The sequence below is a fragment of the Helicobacter pylori genome (assembly GCF_030323545.1).
GTDB classification, from domain to species: domain Bacteria; phylum Campylobacterota; class Campylobacteria; order Campylobacterales; family Helicobacteraceae; genus Helicobacter; species Helicobacter pylori_CO.
Map to the genome: position 1 here is coordinate 598,042 of NZ_CP122954.1, position 21,457 is coordinate 619,498.

15 protein-coding genes and 3 pseudogenes are annotated in these 21,457 nt (G+C 38.4%); 7 read left to right on the plus strand and 11 right to left on the minus strand.

The features are described 5' to 3' along the window. The first annotated feature begins 3 nt into the window (after positions 1-3). From QAP06_RS02915 to QAP06_RS02940, 6 genes and pseudogenes are all read left to right on the plus strand, one after another. Positions 4-1,356, plus strand: a complete 1,353-nt coding sequence (locus QAP06_RS02915) for an alanine/glycine:cation symporter family protein (protein ID WP_286466494.1) — start codon at positions 4-6, stop codon at positions 1,354-1,356. Positions 1,357-1,362: 6 nt separating this feature from the next. After that, complete coding sequence (alr, locus tag QAP06_RS02920; protein WP_286466496.1) at positions 1,363-2,496, plus strand: alanine racemase; 1,134 nt, start codon at positions 1,363-1,365, stop codon at positions 2,494-2,496. A gap of 67 nt (positions 2,497-2,563) precedes the next feature. After that, the gene (locus QAP06_RS02925; protein ID WP_286466502.1) at positions 2,564-3,334 is read left to right on the plus strand and encodes an amino acid ABC transporter substrate-binding protein; all 771 of its coding nucleotides are present in this window, start codon (positions 2,564-2,566) and stop codon (positions 3,332-3,334) included. After that, entirely contained in the window at positions 3,318-4,031 is a 714-nt protein-coding gene (locus QAP06_RS02930) for an amino acid ABC transporter permease (protein ID WP_286467398.1), read from the plus strand. The genes QAP06_RS02925 and QAP06_RS02930 overlap by 17 nt, the downstream gene beginning before the upstream one ends. Positions 4,032-4,098: 67 nt before the next feature. Continuing rightward, positions 4,099-5,803: pseudogene (locus QAP06_RS02935) on the plus strand (DUF262 domain-containing protein). Between the two features lie 261 nt (positions 5,804-6,064). After that, positions 6,065-7,444 (plus strand): MFS transporter, encoded by a 1,380-nt coding sequence (locus QAP06_RS02940; protein WP_286467404.1) that lies wholly within the window; start codon positions 6,065-6,067, stop codon positions 7,442-7,444. Between the two features lie 145 nt (positions 7,445-7,589). On the opposite strand, the pseudogene QAP06_RS02945 reads toward QAP06_RS02940, so the two are convergent. The 5 genes and pseudogenes from QAP06_RS02945 to hopE form a co-directional block, all read right to left on the minus strand. Further along, positions 7,590-8,118 (minus strand): annotated as a pseudogene (locus tag QAP06_RS02945) (hypothetical protein); the annotation flags it as partial. 226 nt (positions 8,119-8,344) lie between these two features. Beyond that, on the minus strand, positions 8,345-9,247 hold the full coding sequence (locus tag QAP06_RS02950) for an SAM hydrolase/SAM-dependent halogenase family protein (protein WP_286466504.1): 903 nt from the start codon (positions 9,245-9,247) through the stop codon (positions 8,345-8,347). A gap of 243 nt (positions 9,248-9,490) precedes the next feature. After that, positions 9,491-9,835 (minus strand): hypothetical protein, encoded by a 345-nt coding sequence (locus QAP06_RS02955; protein WP_100978938.1) that lies wholly within the window; start codon positions 9,833-9,835, stop codon positions 9,491-9,493. 20 nt (positions 9,836-9,855) lie between these two features. Continuing rightward, positions 9,856-10,782 (minus strand): 16S rRNA (cytosine(1402)-N(4))-methyltransferase RsmH, encoded by a 927-nt coding sequence (rsmH, locus tag QAP06_RS02960; RefSeq protein WP_286466511.1) that lies wholly within the window; start codon positions 10,780-10,782, stop codon positions 9,856-9,858. A gap of 180 nt (positions 10,783-10,962) precedes the next feature. Continuing rightward, positions 10,963-11,784: a Hop family outer membrane protein HopE gene (gene hopE / locus QAP06_RS02965; protein WP_000395385.1), complete on the minus strand. Its 822-nt coding sequence runs from the start codon at positions 11,782-11,784 to the stop codon at positions 10,963-10,965. 164 nt (positions 11,785-11,948) lie between these two features. Here hopE and uvrA point away from each other — a divergent pair, with 164 nt between their 5' ends. Next, positions 11,949-14,774: an excinuclease ABC subunit UvrA gene (gene uvrA / locus QAP06_RS02970; protein WP_286466520.1), complete on the plus strand. Its 2,826-nt coding sequence runs from the start codon at positions 11,949-11,951 to the stop codon at positions 14,772-14,774. 330 nt (positions 14,775-15,104) lie between these two features. On the opposite strand, the pseudogene QAP06_RS07780 reads toward uvrA, so the two are convergent. The 6 genes and pseudogenes from QAP06_RS07780 to QAP06_RS03005 all read right to left on the minus strand — a co-directional run bounded on the left by QAP06_RS07780 (position 15,105) and on the right by QAP06_RS03005 (position 21,448). Beyond that, positions 15,105-15,752: pseudogene (locus tag QAP06_RS07780) on the minus strand (hypothetical protein). A gap of 170 nt (positions 15,753-15,922) precedes the next feature. Continuing rightward, positions 15,923-17,068, minus strand: a complete 1,146-nt coding sequence (flgR, locus tag QAP06_RS02985) for a transcriptional activator FlgR (RefSeq protein WP_286466534.1) — start codon at positions 17,066-17,068, stop codon at positions 15,923-15,925. Next, positions 17,065-17,538, minus strand: coding sequence for a hypothetical protein (locus QAP06_RS02990; RefSeq protein ID WP_286466536.1), 474 nt, complete (start codon positions 17,536-17,538; stop codon positions 17,065-17,067). Before QAP06_RS02990 ends, flgR begins: the two co-directional genes overlap by 4 nt. Further along, a complete protein-coding gene (gene gyrA / locus QAP06_RS02995) occupies positions 17,538-20,021 on the minus strand; it encodes a DNA topoisomerase (ATP-hydrolyzing) subunit A (RefSeq protein ID WP_286466542.1) in 2,484 nt (827 codons plus the stop codon). The genes QAP06_RS02990 and gyrA overlap by 1 nt, the downstream gene beginning before the upstream one ends. Positions 20,022-20,040: 19 nt before the next feature. Continuing rightward, positions 20,041-20,427: a diacylglycerol kinase gene (locus QAP06_RS03000; protein WP_001279184.1), complete on the minus strand. Its 387-nt coding sequence runs from the start codon at positions 20,425-20,427 to the stop codon at positions 20,041-20,043. Next, positions 20,420-21,448 carry a hypothetical protein gene (locus QAP06_RS03005; protein ID WP_286466548.1) on the minus strand — a complete coding sequence of 343 codons (1,029 nt, stop codon included), beginning with the start codon at positions 21,446-21,448 and terminating at the stop codon, positions 20,420-20,422. The genes QAP06_RS03000 and QAP06_RS03005 overlap by 8 nt, the downstream gene beginning before the upstream one ends. Between the last annotated feature and the right edge of the window lie 9 nt (positions 21,449-21,457).

Below are 21,457 nucleotides of genomic sequence, written 5' to 3' on the forward strand. Positions count from 1 at the left end.
TTTATGGAAACGATTGATTCGGTGGTGCGTTTGTTATCTAATTTTGTGTGGGGGATTCCCATGCAAATTTTATTAGTAGGCACCGGCTTGTTTTTAACCTTCTATCTTAGGGGTTTGCAATTCAGTAAGATTTTTTATGCGATCAAAATCCTTTTTGACAAAGAGTCCCAATCCAAGGGCGACATTTCGCAATTTTCCGCCCTCATGCTCTCTTTAGGAGCGACTGTAGGCATTGGGAGTATCGTAGGCGTAGCGACCGCTATCAGCATTGCAGGGCCAGGGGCGGTGTTTTGGATGTGGGTTACCGGGCTTGTTGGCATGGCGACTAAATATTCTGAGGGGATTTTAGCGGTGAAATACAGGGAAAAAGGGGCGTTTGGATACAATGGAGGGCCCATGTATTACATCAAAAACGGCCTTAACATGCCCAAACTCGCCATGGCGTTTGCGATTTTTACGATTATTGCAAGCATTGGCACCGGTAACATGACGCAATCTAATGCGGTTTCTTCCATTTTAAGCGAACAAGCGAACTTGCCCAGTTGGGTTTCAGGCTTATTGCTCACGATTTTAACCGCTTTCATTGTCATAGGGGGGATTAAATCCATTGGTAAATTCACTTCTTACTTAGCTCCTGTGATGGTGCTTTTGTATTTGATCGCTATTATTTATATTATTGTTAGCCATTTTGATTTAGCTATTCAAGCGATCAAACTCATTTTTGAAGAAGCCTTTAACCCTAAACCTGTTGTGGGCGGAGCGAGCGGCACGTTGGTAGCGACGATGATAAAAACGGGCGTGGCTAGGGGGTTGTATTCTAATGAAGCGGGGTTGGGGAGCTCAGCCATTATTGCCGCAAGCGCTCAAACGCGCCACCCGGTGCGTCAAGCCTTAGTGTCCATGCTCCAAACTTTTATTGTAACCTTAATAGTGTGTTCGGCAACAGCGAGCGTGATTTTAATGGCGCCAGAATACAACACCTTGCTCCCTAATGGGGAAAAATTAAGCGCTAATTTGCTCACTTTAAAAAGCACGGAGTATTTTCTAGGCTCATTAGGGGCAGTGGTGATTTTTTTGACCATGATCTTTTTTGCCTACTCTACGATTATTGGTTGGGCTTATTATGGGGAAAAATGCACTGAATACGCCTTTGGTGAAAAAAAAGTGAAATATTACCGCTTGATCTTTTTAGCGAGCGTGATGGTGGGGGCTATGGCTAAAATTGATTTTGTGTGGAATTTAGCGGATCTTTCTAACGGGCTTATGGCTATCCCTAATTTAATCGCTTTGATTTTATTGCATAAAGTGGTTTATTCTGAAACTCGTTGGTATTTTAGCAAGCATTCTAACAAGTAAAATGACATGTTAAAAAGGGCGAGTTTTGTAGAAGTGAATACCGCTTCTTTAAGGCATAATTTTAGTGCAGTCAAAAGCATTGTCCCTAAAGACGCTTGTGTCATGGCGGTTGTTAAGGCGAACGCTTATGGGGTGGGTGCGATTAAAGCGAGCGAAATTTTCTTACAAGAAGGGGCTAATTATTTAGGGGTAGCGGCCTTAGATGAAGCTTTAGAGTTGCGCTCTCATTTTTCTAAAACCCCCATTTTGATTTTAGGCTATAGCCCTAATTCTAACGCTTCCATGTTGATTGATAACGATTTGAGCGCTATGGTTTTTAGCCTTGAACAAGCGGAAGTTTTTTCTCAAATGGCTTTAAAATCTCAAAAACGCTTAAAAGTGCATCTCAAAATTGATACCGGCATGCACCGCTTGGGTTTAGAGCCTAATTTTAAAAGCATAGAAATCATTAAAAAAATCCGCGCTTTAAAAGGCTTGGAAGTGGAAGGGATATTCACGCATTTAAGCAACGCTGACGCTAAGATTAAAACCCATGCTAAAAACCAAATGAAAGCCTTTAACGCTTTTTTAGAGCAGCTTTTAGAACAAAAAATAGAGTTTCAATACCGCCATGCCTACAATTCCGCCGGCATCCTTTCTTTGTGTAACGGGAATGAAAATCGTTTGTTAAATCTCTATCGCCCAGGCATCATGCTCTATGGTTTTTACCCCTCTAATGAAGTTAAGCAATCATGTCCAACCATCTTGAAAAATGTTGTCAGTTTAAAAGCGCAAATCGTTCAAATCAGAAGCGTTAAAAAAGGCGAATTTATTGGCTATGGCGAGCATTTTTATACCAATGAAGAGACTTTAGTGGGTGTTTTAGCTCTAGGGTATGCGGACGGGTTAGCGCGCGCTTTAGGTAATCGCATTCAAGTAGCGATCAACAACCAATTAGCCCCTCTTATTGGCAAGGTGTGCATGGATCAGTGCTTCGTCAAACTCAATGATATTCAAGCCAAAGAGGGCGATGAGGTCATCTTGTTTGGGGATAAAAGCGCTAAAGCTAATGACGCAAGCGAGATTGCTGTGCTTTTAAACACCATTCCTTATGAAACCATCAGCACTTTATCCAAACGCTTGGAGCGTGTCTATATTTAAAATCAAACCATGCAAAATTTTTATTTTGTGTTAGAATGCTTGAAAAAATTTAGGATTAAAATATAAAATGAAAAAAGTTTTATTTTTATTAGTAATAAGCTTTTTGGGGGGTTTTTTGAACGCTTCTGGCTTGTATGAAAAGCTGGTTAATAAAGAAACGATCAGCGTTGGCACAGAAGGCATTTACCCCCCTTTCACTTACCACAATAAAGAAGGCAAGCTCACCGGCTATGATGTGGAAGTGGCTAGGGAGTTGGCTAAAGAGCTTGGCGTGAAAATCAAATTCCACGAAACTTCATGGGATATTATGCTTACAGGCTTGAAATCGGGGCGTTTTGATATGGTCGCTAACCAGGTGAGTTTGACGACTAAAAAACGCCAAGCGGCTTTTGATAAAAGCTTGCCTTATAGCTATTCAGGCACAATCATGCTGGTTAGAAAAGATGAAAACCGCATTAAAGACATTAAAGATATTAAGGGCTTAAAGGCGGCTAACACTTTAAGCTCCACTTATGGGGAAATCGCTTTCAAATACGACGCTCAAATCGTTTCGGTGGATTCTATGGTGCAAGCTTTGTTGCTGGTGGCGCAAAAACGAGCCGATTTGACCTTAAATAGTTCTTTAGCGATCTTAAACTACCTTAACACCCACAAAGATAACCCCTTTAAAATCGCATGGGAGTCCAAAGAAAAAGATGGGGGCGCTTCCTTTGTCATTAACAAGCACCAAGAAAAAGCCTTAGAGCTTATCAACCAGGCGATGCAAAGATTGATAGATAAAGGGGTTTTAAAACGCTTAGGCGAACAATTTTTTGGAAAAGATGTCAGCAAGCCCTAATCTGTCTTTGTTTTTTGAATCTTTAGATTTGAGCAAGGAGCGTTTGGAATTATTATTAGAGGCTTTCTACCCCATGCTAAAAGCCGCTTTTTGCATTTCTTTGCCTTTAGCGATCATTTCTTTTATTTTGGGCTTATTCATTGCGGTTTTTGTGGCACTCATTAAAATCGCGCCCCCTAAACATTTCATTCATAAGGCTTTATTAGCGGGCGTGAATTTCTATGTCTCGCTCATTAGAGGCACGCCTTTATTGGTCCAAATTGTGGTGGTGTTTTATGGTTTGCCCGCCCTTGGGGTTTATATGGATCCAATCCCAGCAGGCATTATTGCGTTTTCTTTTAATGTGGGGGCATACGCTTCAGAGACTTTGAGGGCGAGCTTTCTTTCTGTCCCTAAAGATCAATGGGATTCAAGCTTGAGTTTGGGTTTGAATTACTTGCAAACCTTTTGGCACATCATTTTTTTTCAAGCGCTCAAAGTCGCCACGCCAAGCCTGAGTAACACTTTCATCAGCCTTTTTAAAGAAACTTCTTTAGCTTCTGTGGTAACTATCGCAGAGGTTTTTAGAATCGCGCAGCAAAAAGCGAACGCCAGCTATGACTTTCTGCCTATTTATTTGGAAGCCGCTTTGATTTACTGGCTTTTTTGCTTGGTTTTAGAAGTGATCCAAAAGCGCGTGGAAAAAATCTTAAATTAAGTTGGCTTAATCTAATTTCTTTAATGTTTGATTATAATACAGCCTAAATAAAAATAAGGAGATTCTCATGGGTGTGTTTTTGGATAAGAGCATTAAAGATGTGGTAGATGAATTGAATGTTCGTTATTTTTTGCCTGACATTCAGCGTGAATACGTGTGGCTCAAAAAAGCCGATGAAAAAAAGATAGAGCAACTTTTTGACTCCATTCTTAGAGGCTATCCTATTGGCTCTTTTTTATTTTGGAAATTACAAAAGGAGGATATAGCTAAGAGCGATGAACAAGATAGCGATAAACTCAATTTCCAACTCTATCAATTCATTACAAATTACGATGAGCGAAAGCCCCACAATGAAAAAATCCGTATTGAACAAATTAGGCGTGATGATTTGTCTATTGTCCTAGACGGCCAACAGCGTTTAACCTCGCTTTATATCGGGCTTAAAGGCACTAGAACGCTTAAGAAAAAGAAAGCTAGAAACGATAACCCTAACGCTTATGAAGAGAAGCGTTTGTATTTGAACTTGAAATACCAGCCAAACATGGACAACCCAGAAGACAATTACCAGTTTGAATTTCATGCCAAAACGCCTGAAAACGATAAAAATCATTTTTGGTTTAAGGTGGGGGATATTTTAGAGTTGGGAAGTGGTGTTTGGAATTATGCAAAAGATCATGGCATAGAAGGTAATGCATTTGGATTTACTAGAAACACTAAACAAAGCTTTTCACGACAAACAACTCATTTCATTTTTTGAAGAAACAGAAAAAAATCTTAATAAAGTTCTAAATATCTTTATCCGTGTCAATAGCGGCGGGGTCAAGTTGAGCTATTCTGATTTATTGATGTCTATTTTGACAGCAAGCTTTTCAAGCGATATTAGAGAAAAAATGAATGAGCTAGTGGATACTTTAAAAGATAAAGGTTTTTCAAACATGGGGCAAGACCAGGTGCTAAAAACCTGCTTGCTTCTCATTGGTAAAGACACTACTTTTGAATTAAAAAATTTTAATAAAAAGAATATCGAAGAGATTGAAGAAAATTGGGAAAAAATCACAGATAGCATCTATGACGCTGCAAAACTATTAGAAACTTTTGGTTATGCAAAATATCTGGGTTCAGCTTATATTCTATCCACTTTAGCCTATTTTTATTTTTTAAGACAAAAAATGGATAAAAACGATGAAGAACAAGCCCTAAAATTTGTCCGCAACGCTCAAATCACGAGTTATTTCACTCCTTCAACGGATACAAAATTAAGTATCATAGCTCATAGCATCAAAGAAGCTCGCGCTTTTGAAGCGTTCAACCACAATTTAGCCAAACACCAAACATGCCCTTTAAAAATCACTAATGATGCTATAGAAGACATGATGCGTTCTAGTAGCGATGCTCGAGTTTTTCCTATTTTACAAATCTTATACCCCAATCTGAACTATAAAACCACCACTTTTCATATAGACCATATTTACCCAAAGTCCAAGTTTAAAAAGGAAAATGAAAAATTGGATAAAGATTTCTATGAGTACGGGAATCATTTATACAACCTCCAGCTTTTAGAAGGCACAGAAAACAGTGCCAAAAAGGATAAAGACCCTGAAGTGTGGCTCAAAGAAGAATATAAAAATGAGCAAGCCATAGAAGAGTATAAAAAAAGAAATTATATTGACCCTAAACTAAAATTAGAATGGGAAAATATAAAGGAATTTCGTAAGAAAAGAGAAGAAGCTATCATTGAAAGATTAAAAGAAGTGTTATTACCCCAGTCTTAATAGGGGGTGTTTTCGTGGCTGATACAATCAAGTAAGCGTTTTGACAAAACGGGTAAAACAAAATTTAAATTCTTTTAAGTGATGCTTAATGATAAAAAAGATAAAATGATCCACTTTTTGAACGCTAATAAAATTTCATTTAATGCTTGTTATCTAAAAAATGCCCTTAAGGTGTAAGGTGGTTATAAATTAATCTTATTAATCTTAGTTTCAAAACGACAAATTTAAAATAGGGCGATAGCCTTAGTGAAAGGATAATCAATAAAACATTTAGGCAAAAAAGAGATAAGAACCTTAGGATTATCTTCGCTTGGGGGGACTTTAGAATTTTATGATTTTATCATCTTTGTATTTTTTACGAGTATCATTGCCAAACACTTTTTCCCCAACACGCTCAGCCCTATTTGGTCTGAAATCAACACTTATGGTATCTTTGCTGCAGGCTATCTAGCGCGCCCGCTTGGCGGCATAGTGATGGCCCATTTTGGAGATAAATTCGGCCGTAAAAACATGTTCATGCTCTCTATTTTATTGATGGTAATCCCAACTTTTGCGCTCGCCTTGATGCCAACTTTTAATCATTTTGTGAGTTTTGGCGTTGATAGCATGGGACTTACCCCAAAAAACGCTCATTATCTTGGTTACATAGCTCCTGTTTTTTTGATATTTGTTAGGATCTGTCAAGGCGTTGCTGTGGGTGGTGAATTGCCTGGCGCTTGGGTTTTTGTCCATGAACATGCTCCGCAAGGCCAAAAAAACACTTATATCGGTTTTTTAAGCGCTTCTGTAGTTTCTGGGATTTTGCTTGGGAGTTTGGTTTATATTGGGATTTACATGGTTTTTGACAAGTCTGTTGTTGAAGATTGGGCTTGGCGGGTTGCTTTTGGGCTTGGAGGGATTTTTGGTATTGTTTCTGTCTATTTGAGACGCTTTTTAGAAGAAACTCCTGTTTTTCAGCAAATGAAACAAGACAATGCCTTAGTTAAATTCCCGCTTAAAGAGGTGTTTAAAAATTCTCGCTTTGGCATATTAATCTCCATGCTTATCACTTGGGTTTTAACCGCTTGTATTTTGATTTTTATCCTTTTTGTTCCAAATTTTACCCTCATGCATCCCAATTTTAATTTCACTCCTTTTGAAAAAACCTATTTTCAAATTTTAGGGCTTGTTGGCATTGTAAGTTCTATTATTTTAACCGGGCTTTTGGCCGATAAAATCAAACCACACAAAGTTTGCATGGCTTTTAGCGTGGCCTTTGCCTTTTTTGGCTTTTTATTCTTTAAAGAATTTTATTCTAACGCACCAAGTTTAGTGAATACCATAGTTTTATACTTTTTAGCTTGCTTTTGTGCGGGTATTATGAATTTTTGCCCCATTTTTATGAGCGATGTGTTTAGTGCTAGAATCCGTTTTAGTGGGATTTCTTTCGCTTATAACATAGCCTATGCTATAACCGCTGGCTTTACCCCTCAACTTTCAAGCTGGTTAAACGCAAAAGCTATAGCAGCACCTGAAAGTTTGCAAAGTTATGGTTTAAGCTTTTATATTTTTGTGGTTGCTTTAATTGCTTTTATCGTATCGCTTTTAATGGCGCCAATTTACAACCAATCCAACACCCAACACAAATCGCCCATAACATGAGCGCAAACCTTTGAGTCATTCAATCAAAACTTAGCCGATAGCGTTGGTGGATTTTGGTGATGATGAAATTCTTAACATTCAAAAATTTTTAAACTTATCGTTTTAGATTTCATTTTGTTGTAAAACTCTTAAAAGGGGGTGGGGGGATTCCTCGCGTGTTAGCGTCAGAAACAGAAGTGCTGGTGGCTTCAAATTTTGGAAGAAAGAAAGTATAAGGGCCAATTTTATCAAACGCCTCTTTTAGACTATCAAACGCCTCCCCAGGTAAAACAATCTTAGAGTGTTTGGGGATGGTCTCTATCACCCCTAGATCGATCACATTGCCTTGAGCGTCTGTAAAACTCAGTTTAACATTGCTTAGATTATAAGGTAAGAAATTTTCTATAGTTAATTTACCACCAATATACAGCACTTTAACAGGGAATAAAGATGAAAAGTTTAATTGTGATATGGATTTAGCGTCTGTGAACAAATTAGCCGCTCTTTTTAAAATCGTGTCTGTGGGTAAATAATTATAAGTCGCGTAAGTGTTTTTTTGTGGTGGTGTGTCTTTTTTCTTGCGTTTGCGTGCCTTCTAATAGCCCGGTTTCAAACCCGGCTTCTATGAAAAAGCCATTTTTCTCATTCGCTTCTAAAGCGCTGAATAATAAAAGTGGGATGAATAGTTTTCTCATGGTTATCTCTTTTTAGTTTATAGTGTCTTTATTATACAATTTAAGGGGATGGTTTGTTTATTTTTTGAAAATTAAAGTTTTTACAAGGGATTAGTGTTTCATATTAAAACAAAATTTTAACAACAAGCGTTTGTTTTAGGGCTAATTTAGCATGAATTAGGCTGTGTTAATGAAAGTTTGGTAGTTAAAATCTTTAACTCCTCTCTTAATTTTTCTCAAAAGTGCTTTATTTAGCACACTTCTTGATATCAATATTCCAATCAGCACCGGATTTAATTTGATATTTTTGCGCGAAATCATCCCTATTCAGCGCCACGGAAACATTCAACAAGCTGTTTAAATAAACCAACGGCTGGCCTTCTGGCACATTGCCAAAGCTCGCAACATACGGCATTTTCCCTTCGTATTGTTTCTTAGAACCTTTAAAAATCGTTACACACAGCGTGTCATTGAGTTTGATTTTTGCTTGATTGAGTAATTTATCGCTGATGTTGCTCCAAACATTGCCATATTGAATATCCAAAATCGGGATATTACCCTTCACCTCCCCTTTTGTGGCTTTCGCTTTTTGGTAAGGGATTTCAACAACTTTTGCGGGAAGCTCTTGCCCGACCTGCTCAAATGTGATCGCCCCAGAAGCCAAGCGCGCCCCAGTGTAAGCATACACATCACGACCATGGAAAGTATAGGATTTTTCAGAACCTTTCAAGCGGTTAGCTTTTTCATCAATTTCACGCACGCTATCAATCCCCAAAATTTGCGCTACCAAAGTCAGCGTGCCGTTATCTGGCGAGACGAAATACTGACCGTTTTTAGTTTTCAATACCACTGATTTACGCTTAGTGCCTACGCCCGGATCAACTACGCTCACAAATACCGAACCTTGCGGCCAATAATTAGCGGTCTGATACAAGCGGTAAGCACCTTCCCAAATGTTATACGGAGAGATTTCGTGCGTTAAATCAAAGATTTTAAGATTAGAATCAACGCTGAAAGCGACACCTTTCATCGCCGAAACGGCCCCATCTTTTAAGCTAAAATCTGTTTGTAAAATCAAAGCGTTATCTGCATAAACAGATGATAACCCTATGCACGCTGATAAAAACAACGCTGAAATCGTTTTTTTCATCTGTATTATTTCCTGAATAACAAAAGTGGAGTGGATTGTTTTCTCATGGTTATCCTTTGTTGGATTAAAGTGTTTTTATTATACAATTTAAGGGGGTTGTTTGTTTGTTTTTCACAATTTAAAGTTTTTATAAGGGATTAAAATTTCGTATTGAAACAAAATTTTAAAATAAGTCTTTATGTTAAAATAATTTAAAATGATTGACCATTAATTAAGCTCTCTTAAGGATAGGGGGTTTTTCACTTAAAACGCAATGTCACCAATATTTTCACTATTCTCTATATAGTATTTAAAACGCTCTTTTTCTAATTCGTTTTTTAGGATTTGTTGTTCTTCTAAAAGCAGGCGTTTTTGATCTTCTAGGGTGTTGATTTTACGGCTAATATAATAGATATTATTGCTTAAATAGATTTTAGGCGCTAATAAGGCTAAAAACGCACCCCCAAAAACCAATACCCCTATTAAAGCCATTAAAGAAAGGCCGTGCGAATTTTCATTTGCAGTTCCAGCGAATAATTCTTTCTTTTCACTCTCTTCTATGCGTACAAAGCGTTCTTTTTCGTTTGAAGAATGGGTTTTGATATTCATGGCTTACTCATATAACTTACTCATGGCTTGAATTGAAACACTCTCATTTTAGCGCTTCGTGAACGCCTGTTGTTTTTAATTTCTTCTGGGCTTGGAGTGATGGGCTTTTTGGTTAAAATTTCGCCTAAAGCGTGATTATTAGAGCAAGCGCATTTGAAACTTAAAGGATCGCAAATGCAATTTTTAGCGTAATCTTTAAAAGCGTTTTTCACTAACTTATCTTCTAAAGAATGAAAAGAAATCACGCACAAAATCGCTTCCTTAAGGTTTCTAGCGCATTGTAAAAACTCTTTTAACTCTTCTAATTCGCTATTGACTTCTATGCGAACGGCTTGAAACACCAAAGTCGCTGGATGGATTTTTTTATTTTTAGAAAAAGAGCTTAAAAAATCGCTCAAATCCTTAGCGTCTTTGAAGGGTTTTTTAGCGCGCCTTTCTGCAATTTTATGGGCGATTTTTTTGTATTCTTTGATTTCTCCATAGTCTCTAAAGATTTTTTCTAACGCTATTACAGGATAAGAGTTGATGACTTTTTGAGCGTTTAAATCGCTCTCTAAATCCATGCGCATGTCCAGAGTGTGCGAGTGGAAATTAAACCCTCTGTTATCATCATCAAGCTGTAAGGAGCTCACCCCTAAATCCACTAAAACCCCCTTGATTCGATCGCCATGAATTTCTAGGGCTTCTTTAAAGCGTTTGGCAAACCCTCCACTTAAGAGATTATAACGCCCTTCAAAGGCTTTCAATCGTTCTTTAGCGATTTCTTGAGCGAACTTATCCTTATCAATGCCAATGAGTTTCAGGTGCGGTTTTTGGGATAGAAGGGCTTTAGAATGCCCTCCTAACCCTAAAGTGCAATCAATCAAAACCCCTTCTTCTAAAGGCATGAACGCTTGCAAAACTTCTTGCAACAAAACGCTTTGGTGCAAACTCTCTATTTCTTGCAAACAATCCCCTTAAAACCCCTAGATGAATTTTCCAGATGCCCACCCAATGGTATTGGTTTTGTTGGTTACGCTCAAAAGTTTCTTTATAACCAATTTTAGCTTTTTAAGATGCGAAAACTCAAACTAATAATCCTTTTTAATAAAGACTAAAAAGGGCTTAAAGATACCCTTTTAAAGGGTTTAAAAAGTGTAGTTATACCCTAAATAAAGCGAATAATCCCGTTTCAAATGGTAATAAAGATTAGTAGCGTTAGGACCTGCACTCAAAAACTTGTTGATGAGTAGCGGCACTCTCACGCCAAACTCTACGCCATTATGCTTGTAAATATTGGCTCTCACCCCAAAATTCAACCATACCTGAAAAGCGACGGTTGAAGTTTGGGTGCTATAAGGAGCGTTAGGGTTACAATAAGTAGGGGTGCAAACGTCAGGACCTTTAGCTTGAATGATTTGCTCTTTCCAATAGTTTGCCGCTGAGCTTTTCCAAGTGTTACCGCCGATAGCGACCCCACCAAAAATACCAAAAGAAGCGTTGTCTTTATCAATAATATCAGCTAACAAATCGCTCCCCACACCCCAAGAAACCATATCCAACTGGATTTTATTAGGTGCATAAACTTGCTTACCTAAATCGGCATGCCCATAATCAAAAAGCCCATACACCCTAAAACCAAACCACTTGCTTGTCATATCTAACGACTTGAACTGGAAAAATTTCTTATAACCCACATTCAACCCAAAACCATTCAAAGCCCCATTAGCGTATTTAGAGTGCCAATTGATATTGGTGCCTCCTGGATTATGCTTATTAGCGGTAAGACCTGGGGGGCAACCTACAACACTCCCTGTGCAATCCCCTGTGTTATAAATATTACTATTCAAACGGGCTTGTCCAAGCTGATAATTAGTCCCTATGTAAACACCATCACCTTCGGCTAACAACGAAGAGCTTAAAACTGCGGATAGAAGCCCTAAAGCTACAAACTTTTTCATAAATTCCATTCCTTTACATTCCTATCTTTAAAATTGTCTCATAAAATAATAGCATGTTTATCCTTAATCAAGCAAATATTTTTAACTCTTATGAATAAGAAATGATAATAAAACCATTCTTTTTTGAAGTATAATAGCTCCTTTTAATCCACTTTCTTATTTTAAGGAAACTCTTGCAACATAAAACCATTATGGATAAGATCATTATTCAAGGGGCTAGGGAAAATAATCTCAAAAATATTTTTTTAGAAATCCCTAAAAACCAATTTGTTGTTTTTACCGGATTAAGCGGTTCGGGTAAATCCACTCTGGCGTTTGACACTTTATACGCTGAAGGCCAAAGGCGCTATTTAGAGAGTTTGTCCAGCTATGCGAGGCAATTTTTAGACAAAGTGGGTAAGCCTAATGTGGATAAAATTGAGGGTCTAACCCCTGCGATTGCTATTGATCAAAAAACCACTTCTAAAAATCCTAGATCCACTGTGGGGACGATCACTGAGATTTATGATTATTTAAGGTTGTTGTTTGCAAGGGTTGGGGAGCAATTTTGCCCCACATGTTTAGAGCCTATTAGTTCTATGAGCGCGAGCGATATTATTTCTCAAATCTGTCATTTAGAAGAAAATTCTAAAATCATTATTCTAGCCCCCATTATTAAAGATAAAAAAGGTTCGTTTAACGATAAATTAGAAAGCTTGCGTTTGAAGGGGTATGTGAGGGCTTTTGTTGATGGGGTGATGGTGCGTTTAGATGAAGAAATCCATTTGCACAAAACCAAAAAACACACCATTGAAGCGGTGGTGGATAGGGTAGTTATCAATAGCGAAAATGCTTCACGGATCGCTAGCGCAATAGAAAAAGCCCTTAAAGAAAGCTATGGGGAATTAGAAGTGGAAATCTTGCAAGACAACGCGCCAAGCATAAGAAAGCATTACAGCGAGCATAAGGCATGTTTTAAGTGTAAGATGAGTTTTGAAGAATTAGAGCCTTTGAGTTTTTCCTTCAATTCGCCTAAAGGGGCGTGCGAAAGTTGCTTGGGTTTAGGGACAAAATTTAGCCTAGATATTAGTAAGATTTTAGATCCTAACACGCCTTTAAATCAAGGAGCGATTAAAGTGATTTTTGGGTATAACCGCAGTTATTACGCTCAAATGTTTGAAGGCTTTTGCGAATATAATGGCATTGACACCGCACTTTGTTTTAATGAATTGAATAAAGAGCAACAGGACGCTCTTTTGTATGGGAATGGCACTGAAATCAGCTTTCATTTTAAAAACAGCCCTTTAAAACGCCCTTGGAAAGGCATTATCCAAATCGCTTATGACATGTTTAAAGAGCAAAAAGATTTGAGCGATTACATGAGCGAAAAAACCTGTTCTTCATGCGAGGGGCATCGTTTGAAAGCTTCCAGTTTGAGCGTCCAAGTCGCTGGCTTGAAAATGGCGGATTTTTTAACTAAGCCCATTGAAGAAGTCTATCACTTTTTTAATGATCCCACGCATTTTAGCTATCTTAACGAGCAAGAAAAAAAGATCGCTGAACCCATTTTAAAAGAGATTTTAGAAAGGGTGTTTTTTTTATACGATGTGGGGCTAGGGTATTTGACTTTAGGGAGGGATGCGCGAACGATTAGCGGAGGGGAGAGCCAAAGGATACGAATCGCTAGTCAAATCGGGAGTGGCTTGACAGGGGTTTTGTATGTTTTAGATGAGCCTAGCATTGGCTTGCATGAAAAGGACACGCTCAAACTCATCAACACCCTTAGGAATTTGCAAAGAAAGGGGAACACGCTCATTGTCGTAGAGCATGATAAAGAGACGATTAAGCATGCGGATTTTGTTGTGGATATTGGGCCAAAGGCTGGAAGGCATGGGGGTGAAGTGGTTTTTAGCGGGAGCGTGAAAGATTTATTGCAAAATAACCATTCTACCGCTTTGTATCTCAACGGCACTAAAAAGATTGAGCGCCCTAAATTTGAACTCCCTAAAGAAAAGCATTTTTTAGAAATTAAAAACGTCAATATCAATAACATTAAGAATTTGAGCGTTCAAATCCCCTTAAAACAATTGGTGTGCATTACTGGGGTGAGCGGGAGCGGTAAAAGCTCGCTGATTTTACAAACCCTTTTACCCACCGCTCAAACCCTTTTAAACCATGCTAAAAAAGCTCAGAGCTTGAATGGGGTGGAGATTGTAGGGTTGGAGCATTTAGATAAAGTGATTTATTTAGACCAAGCCCCCATAGGCAAAACCCCACGAAGCAACCCTGCCACTTACACAGGGGTGATGGATGAAATCAGGATTTTATTTGCCGAGCAAAAAGAAGCTAAAATTTTAGGCTATAGCGCGAGCCGTTTTAGCTTTAATGTTAAAGGGGGGCGGTGCGAGAAATGCCAAGGCGATGGGGATATTAAAATAGAAATGCACTTTTTGCCTGATGTGTTAGTCCAATGCGATAGCTGTAAGGGCGCTAAATACAACCCCCAAACTTTAGAAATCAAGGTGAAAGGCAAATCTATTGCTGATGTGTTGAACATGAGCGTGGAAGAAGCTTATGAATTTTTTGCTAAATTCCCTAAAATCGCTGTGAAGTTAAAAACGCTTATAGATGTGGGCTTAGGCTATATCACTTTAGGGCAAAACGCTACGACTTTAAGTGGGGGGGAGGCTCAAAGGATCAAATTGGCTAAAGAATTGAGTAAAAAAGACACAGGCAAAACCCTTTATATTTTAGATGAGCCTACCACCGGTTTGCATTTTGAAGATGTGAATCACCTTTTACAAGTCTTGCATTCTTTAGTAGCGTTAGGCAATTCCATGCTGGTGATTGAGCATAATTTAGACATTATCAAAAACGCTGACTACATTATAGACATGGGGCCTGATGGGGGGGATAAGGGCGGGAAAGTCATTGCGAGCGGCACGCCTTTAGAGGTGGCACAAAATTGCGAAAAAACCCAAAGCTATACGGGAAAATTTTTAGCTTTGGAATTGAAATAGCTTGCATGGGGAAGGTTAGTAGCAATAATAGCCGCTTGATCATGCAAGAGTTAGCAAAGAAGCCATGCCTTTAAAATCCTCGCATGAAAGTTTGAAAGATGAGAAAGCATTAAGGAAAATAGAAACCAAGCCGACACTCTCTAACCATTACAGAAACTGCTATTATCATTAAGTGTTAATCATAAATTATAAAAAATGCTAAAAAACGTTTTTTATAATCAATAGTAAAAAGCTTGATTTTAATGGCACGATAATTTTTGTAGTGCGGTCTTAGGGGTTAAAAAATGATTTTTAATTTAAAAAATAAGAAGATTAAGACCCAACAAGATTTTATTTATTGTTGTTTTCCATCCGCATGATAATCGCTTGAATGGGATCTTTACCGAGAAGGTTGCCAAACAGAGGCCCCATCAACAACTCATAAAACACCTTGCTTGTTATTTTAACGGCTTCTCTCTTTTGAGTCTTTAAGATATTTGGGGAATTGCATTTTAACTTCTCTATCAATCATAGACCCCCACTTTTTATAGCGGAATTTGATCACGAATTTTGTTTCTCGTATCCGGTCTACCTTGTAACTCCTAAACCCAACCTCCAAATATTTCCTCATCAACCACTCAATGTTGTAAGGCCCTCTGTCCAAAAAACGCCTGATATTTGCAGAAAATCCTAAACACTCATTAACCCCTAATTCCTTAACGATAAACAATCTGCAATTGATAAAATCACCATCCCTATCGTTAAGAACATCAATGATTTTATAAGAGCTACCATTGCAGAATGTAAAGCGGTTTTGCTATTCAATCTAACCATCGTTTCCTTATTCAACTGAACAACAACTCCGTTAGTCTCTTTATCCACTCCAACACCAATCGCTCTATAGCCAAATCTATCCACTCTTTTACTCAATTTGTTACACAACAAACCATGCAACTCCTTGTTTTTTAATTTCTTAACAACAAGATCATTCGCTAACATAAAAACTCCCCATTAATTGAACCCCAATCTTTAAATCCCTTTAAGCAAAAATCCCAAATTAAGCGTTTTTAATAAATGCTTTTTTTAATAACTCCATGAAATTATAGCGTGATCACTAAAACTTATTAAACTTACCTAGTTGCAGATGAATGATAAAGAAGCCTTACAAACTACCTTTCCAAAAACAAATCTTTTTCTTGGATTTCTGCTCCTTCGCTTAAAATCGCCGCTCTTTCCACAACGCCTAAAAGCTCTCGCACATTCCCATGCCAAGAGTATTCTAAAAGGCGTTTCGTAGCACTCTTTGAAAAAGATTTTGGCCCTAAATGATACGCATCGCACACTTCTTTAAGCTTGATTTCAGCAATGGGTAAGATCTCTTCAACCCTCTCCCTCAAGGGTGCGATAGTTATAGGCACAATTTGCAAGCGGAAGAACAAATCTTCTCTGAATTCTTTCGCAGCGATTTTTTCTTTCATGTTGGCGTTGGTAGCGGAAATGAAACGAACATCAATTTTAACGCTCTTATTATCCCCAAGGCGCGTGATTTCTTTTTCTTGAACCACTCTTAAAAGTTTGCTTTGCAATTGAAAGGGCATTTCAGCGATTTCATCTAAAAAGATCGTGCCTTTATTAGCGCTTTCAAAAAGCCCCATTTTAGGTGCTGTGGCGTCCGTGAACGCCCCTTTTTGATACCCAAAAAGCTCGCTTTCTAATAAATGCTCTGGGATAGCGGACATGTTGATCGCTATAAAAGGGTGTTTGGAGCGTTGCGAATGCTCGTGGATGAAATGAGCAAAAACCTCCTTACCCACCCCGCTTTCGCCTAATAGCATGACATTAGCGTCCGTGCTTGCGACTTTTAAGGCCTGCCGTTTGCTCTCTTCTAAAGCTTTTGAAGCGGCTAAAAAGCTGTGTTTGTGTGGTTTTTTTAAAGGTTTTTCTAAAGGGTGTTTTTTTTGAAATTCTAAAACTTTTTTGGTGCGATAGATGGACTCTAAAAGCAATTCTGGTTTAAAAGGCTTTTGGAAAAAGTCTTTCACGCCTAAACGAATGGAATCAATGGCTTTATTCAAGGTCGCATTACCGGTAATCACAATGGATTCATACTTGCCTTCTAAAAGGCGTAAAAATTCTAAGCCGTCCATATGGGGCATGTTAATATCCGTGATGACTAAATCAAAGCTTTCATCAAGTTTCGCTAAAGCGTCTTTAGGGTTTTTAAAACTCACAATCTCCAAATCGTCTTGAAGCTCAAAAAAAAGCTCCAGGCTTTTACGCATGTTAATATCGTCTTCTACAATGGCGATTTTCATTCTTCTTCCTTTCTAAAAATATCTAAAAACAGCGCATCTCCCACCAAACTCGCTCTAACGCTTAAGGCTTTGAGGTTAAGAATGCTTGTGGTAGTGGTGCCGTTTTTATAGCTGTGATCATAATGCGTGATAGCGACTTGGCTTTTTAAAATGCAGTCTATGACTCGATCTTTTTCTTTTTTCAATGCTATTTCTAGAAGGAAGCGTTCTAATTTTATTGGGAGCGAGGGATCTTTCAAATTAGGTGGGTTGCGAGTGGTAATGGAGCAACGATAGTCTAAAACATAGGGGGCTGTTTTGATGCGGCTAACGATAGGTTTAGAAACAGAATACTCTTCGCCCATCACTCTAGAATCAACGATTTTCAAGCGATATGAAATTAAAAATTCTTGATCTTCTAGGGGGTTTAGAGCATGCAAAGAAACCCCAAAAAAATACAATAAAAAATACAAGAATGAAAAGAAACGCATCACTCAAATAATGGTGTAGGAGAATTTTCTAAATTTTCTGGCTCTTCTTCTTTGGGGCAAGAATTGGCATACACGACTTTATCGGCGGTGTCTATGAGTTTTACCCCACTAGCGTTTCTTCCGGTTTCTCTAATGTCTTTAATGGAAACTCTGATCATTTTCGCGCTTGCAGTAAGGATCATCAAATCCAAATTTTCATCATCCACGCTGATAACGCCCACTAAATTGCCGGTTTTTTGAGTGAGTTTCATGCCAATGACCCCCTTACCTCCACGAGATTGCTCTCTATACGCTTCGGCTAAAGTTTGCTTGCCAAGCCCGTTTTCACTCACGCTCAAAAGCTTGTTGCCATCATCATTAATAACGACCGCACCGACAACAAAATCGTTTTCATTCAGCCTAATCCCTATAACCCCACGAGCATTCCTTCCCATCTCGCGCACATCTTCTAAAGGGAATTTAATGAAAATACCCAAATGCGATGCGATGAGCAAATGCTTAGCGTTTTTATCCACAACTTTTGCGCCCACTAATTCATCGCCTTCATCTAAAACAATCGCTCTGATACCGCTATAACTCCTATTGCTGCCAAATTCACTCAAATTGGTGCGCTTCACCACGCCATTTTTGGTGAAGAAGGCTAAAGAGCGTTCATCGCTAAAGTCTTTAGTGCTTAGAGTCGCCATGATTTTTTCATCCGGAGCGAGCGAGATTAAATTCACAATAGCTTTACCCATAGCGATCCGGCTCGCTTCTGGGATTTTATAGACTTTTAAATGATACAATTGCCCCTTATTGGTGATAAAGAGCAAAATATCATGCGTGTTAGCCACAAAAAAGTTTTCAATGAAATCGTCTTCATAAGTGCTGCCTGAAAGCTTGCCCTTACCGCCACGATTTTGCTTTTCATAAGCTTTTAAATCCACTCTTTTCACATAGCCTTTATAGCTCATGCTCACCACCATAGGCTCATTAGCGATCAAATCTTCTATGTCAATACTTTCGTAAGATTCTTGAATTTCAGTACGCCTTGGAGAAGAAAATTGCTCTTTGACTTCTAAAAGCTCTGTTTTGACGACTCCATTCAAGCGATCTTCGCTCTTTAAAATGCCATTGAGATCATCAATAAGCTCTAATAAGTTTTGGTATTCTTCTTTGATCTTATCCCTTTCAAGGCCTGTTAAGCGTTGCAAACGCATTTCTAAAATGGCTTTGCTCTGGATTTCGCTCAAAGTGAAACGCTCCATTAAGGCGTTTTTAGCCGCTTCTGGGCTTTGGCTTGTTTTAATGAGTCGCACGATTTCATCAATGTTGTCCAATGCGATCAAATAGCCCTCTAAAATATGCGCTCTAGCCTTAGCCTTTTCCAATTCAAAAATAGTGCGTCTTATAATAATGGTTTTTCTGTGGTTTAAGAAAAGGCGCAACAACTCTAAAAGCGTGAAAATCTTAGGCTCTTTATTGTAAATAGCGAGTAGAATGATGCTAAAAGTGGTTTCCATAGTGGTGAGTTTGTAGAGGTGGTTTAAGACAATTTCACTCATCGCGTCTCTTTTTAATTCAATCACCACTCTAATGCCCTCTCTATCGCTCTCATCGCGCACTTCGCTAATGCCTTCAATTTGTTTTTCTCGCGCTAAATCGCTGATTTGTTCCACTAATTTGGCTTTATTGGTTTGAAAAGGCATTTCATCTAAAACGATGATTTCTTTATTTTTCGTTTTTTCCACATGCACTTTGGCCCGCACTTTCACGCGCCCTCGTCCCGTTTTATAGGCTTCAATAATGCCCGCCTTGCCATAAATGATCCCACCGGTGGGAAAATCAGGCCCTTTGACAAATTCTAAAATTTCATCTAATTCAGCGTTAGGGTTTTCTAAGACATGAATTAAAGCGTCTATGATTTCATCGATCCTGTGAGGGGGGATAGAAGTCGCCATGCCTACGGCGATCCCATTAGCCCCATTGACTAAAAGGTTAGGCAGACGGCTTGGTAAAATATCTGGCTCTTTTAAGGTGTCATCATAATTAGGCACAAAATCAATGGTGTCCTTATCAATATCCCTTAAAATTTCTTCACTCGCCTTAGTCATTCTGGCTTCAGTGTAACGCATCGCTGCGGCGTTATCGCCATCAATAGAGCCAAAGTTGCCCTGCCCATCCACTAATTCCAAACGCATGGAAAAATCTTGCGCCATTCTCACTAACGCATCATAAACCGCGTTATCGCCATGGGGGTGGTATTTACCAATCACATCACCCACGATCCTAGCGCTTTTTTTGTAAGCGACTTTGGAAGTAAGACCTAATTCATGCATCGCATACAAAATACGCCTATGCACAGGCTTTAAGCCATCTCTAGCGTCCGGTAAAGCACGCCCTATGATCACGCTCATTGAATAAGCTAAATAGCTCTCTTCAATAGAAGAATCAATCCCCACTTCTACAATGTTTTTTGTTTCATTGATTAAATTATCTTGCATGTGTCTCCCTAAAATTTAATTACTTCAAATAAAGCGTTAAAAGATAACGCCCCCAAATAAAAGCCCAAAAAATAAGCCCTATCAGTTGGGCTGAACTGGCCATATCTTTAGCCTTTTTGGCTAAAGGGTGGAACTCTTTGCTGGTAAAATCCACAGCCTTTTCAATAGAGCTATTGATCAATTCAATGACCACCGATAAAAAACAAGGCAAGATCAATAGCCCCCATTCTAAAAAATCTTTAGTCAGATAGCTCGCTAGAACGATACAAAAAAGAGCCAAGATGGCAATTTGCCTGAACGCGCTCTCTTCAGCCCATGCGCATTTAAGCCCGTCTTTAGAATAAAAAAGGGCTTTAAAAAGGCGTTTAAACCCTTTAGCTTTGGGGGGAACTTTGAAATCACTCATAGCTTATTTTGTAAGATTGAAAGAAATTCACGCTAAGGCTTTCTAACAAGGCGTTAAAAGTTAGCTTGGTGTTGTCTTTAGCTTGGGCGTTAAGAGCGATTTGGGATCGTTTGTCTTTAGCCATAGAAACAAAGGCTTGCAACAATCCTTTAAAATTTTGTTGGAGTGCTGTATTGTCTTTAAAACGGGATTGGAACAAGGTCATAAAATATTTTTCTAAAGAAGCTAATGCGTTTTCATAAGAGACGCTAGGGGTTTGAGATCGCAAGCTAAAATAAGGGGAAAAAAAGCCCAAACTCTCTTTATTTTGGTGGTAAAAGGACTCTAAAACATTTTTAAGATGGCGTGCTTGGATAGAAACACTCAACTTTGGCACTAAAAAACGCAGTTTGTCTTGCAACTCTTCTATGGCTTTAGCGTCTTTAGAACTCAAGGTTTTAAAAATATTTTTAAGGGATAGATTTTCTTGCACCTCCATTAAACCCTCTTGAAAAAAAGTGTAAGCAAGGATATTTTCCGCATTAGTCAAATCGCATTTTAAATTATCGTTTAAGGTTTTTTCATCTAGAGCGTTGAATTTTAAAGAGCAATTCAAGCGCGTGGGTTTCATTTTTTCTAATAAGATATTCAAATCTTTTAGGGGGATTTGGCTGATTTTTTGCTGAATATCTTGTTCTAAAATAGGGGATTTGATTTGAGAGCTGATAGAAAGGATAAGAGAGCTCTTGTCTAAAGAATTGAGCTTAATACTCAAATTTTTAAAATCCACAATAGGGGAGTTTTGAGAATCTAAAAAACTAAGCTCTTTAGAAACGCATGCAATTTTAAAAAACCCTTCGCATTCAAAAGGAGCGCCTACAATCCCCATGCTCTTAATATGGGGGCGTTGATCCAAATAAGCGTTAAGATAAGCGCTTAAAGATTTCTTAACCGACATGCTAGTAACGAAGATAAACACCCCTAAAAGCACGCAAATTAAAGCCCCAATAACCACCACCCAAGACATGAATTTCTTAGTCAAAAAAAACCC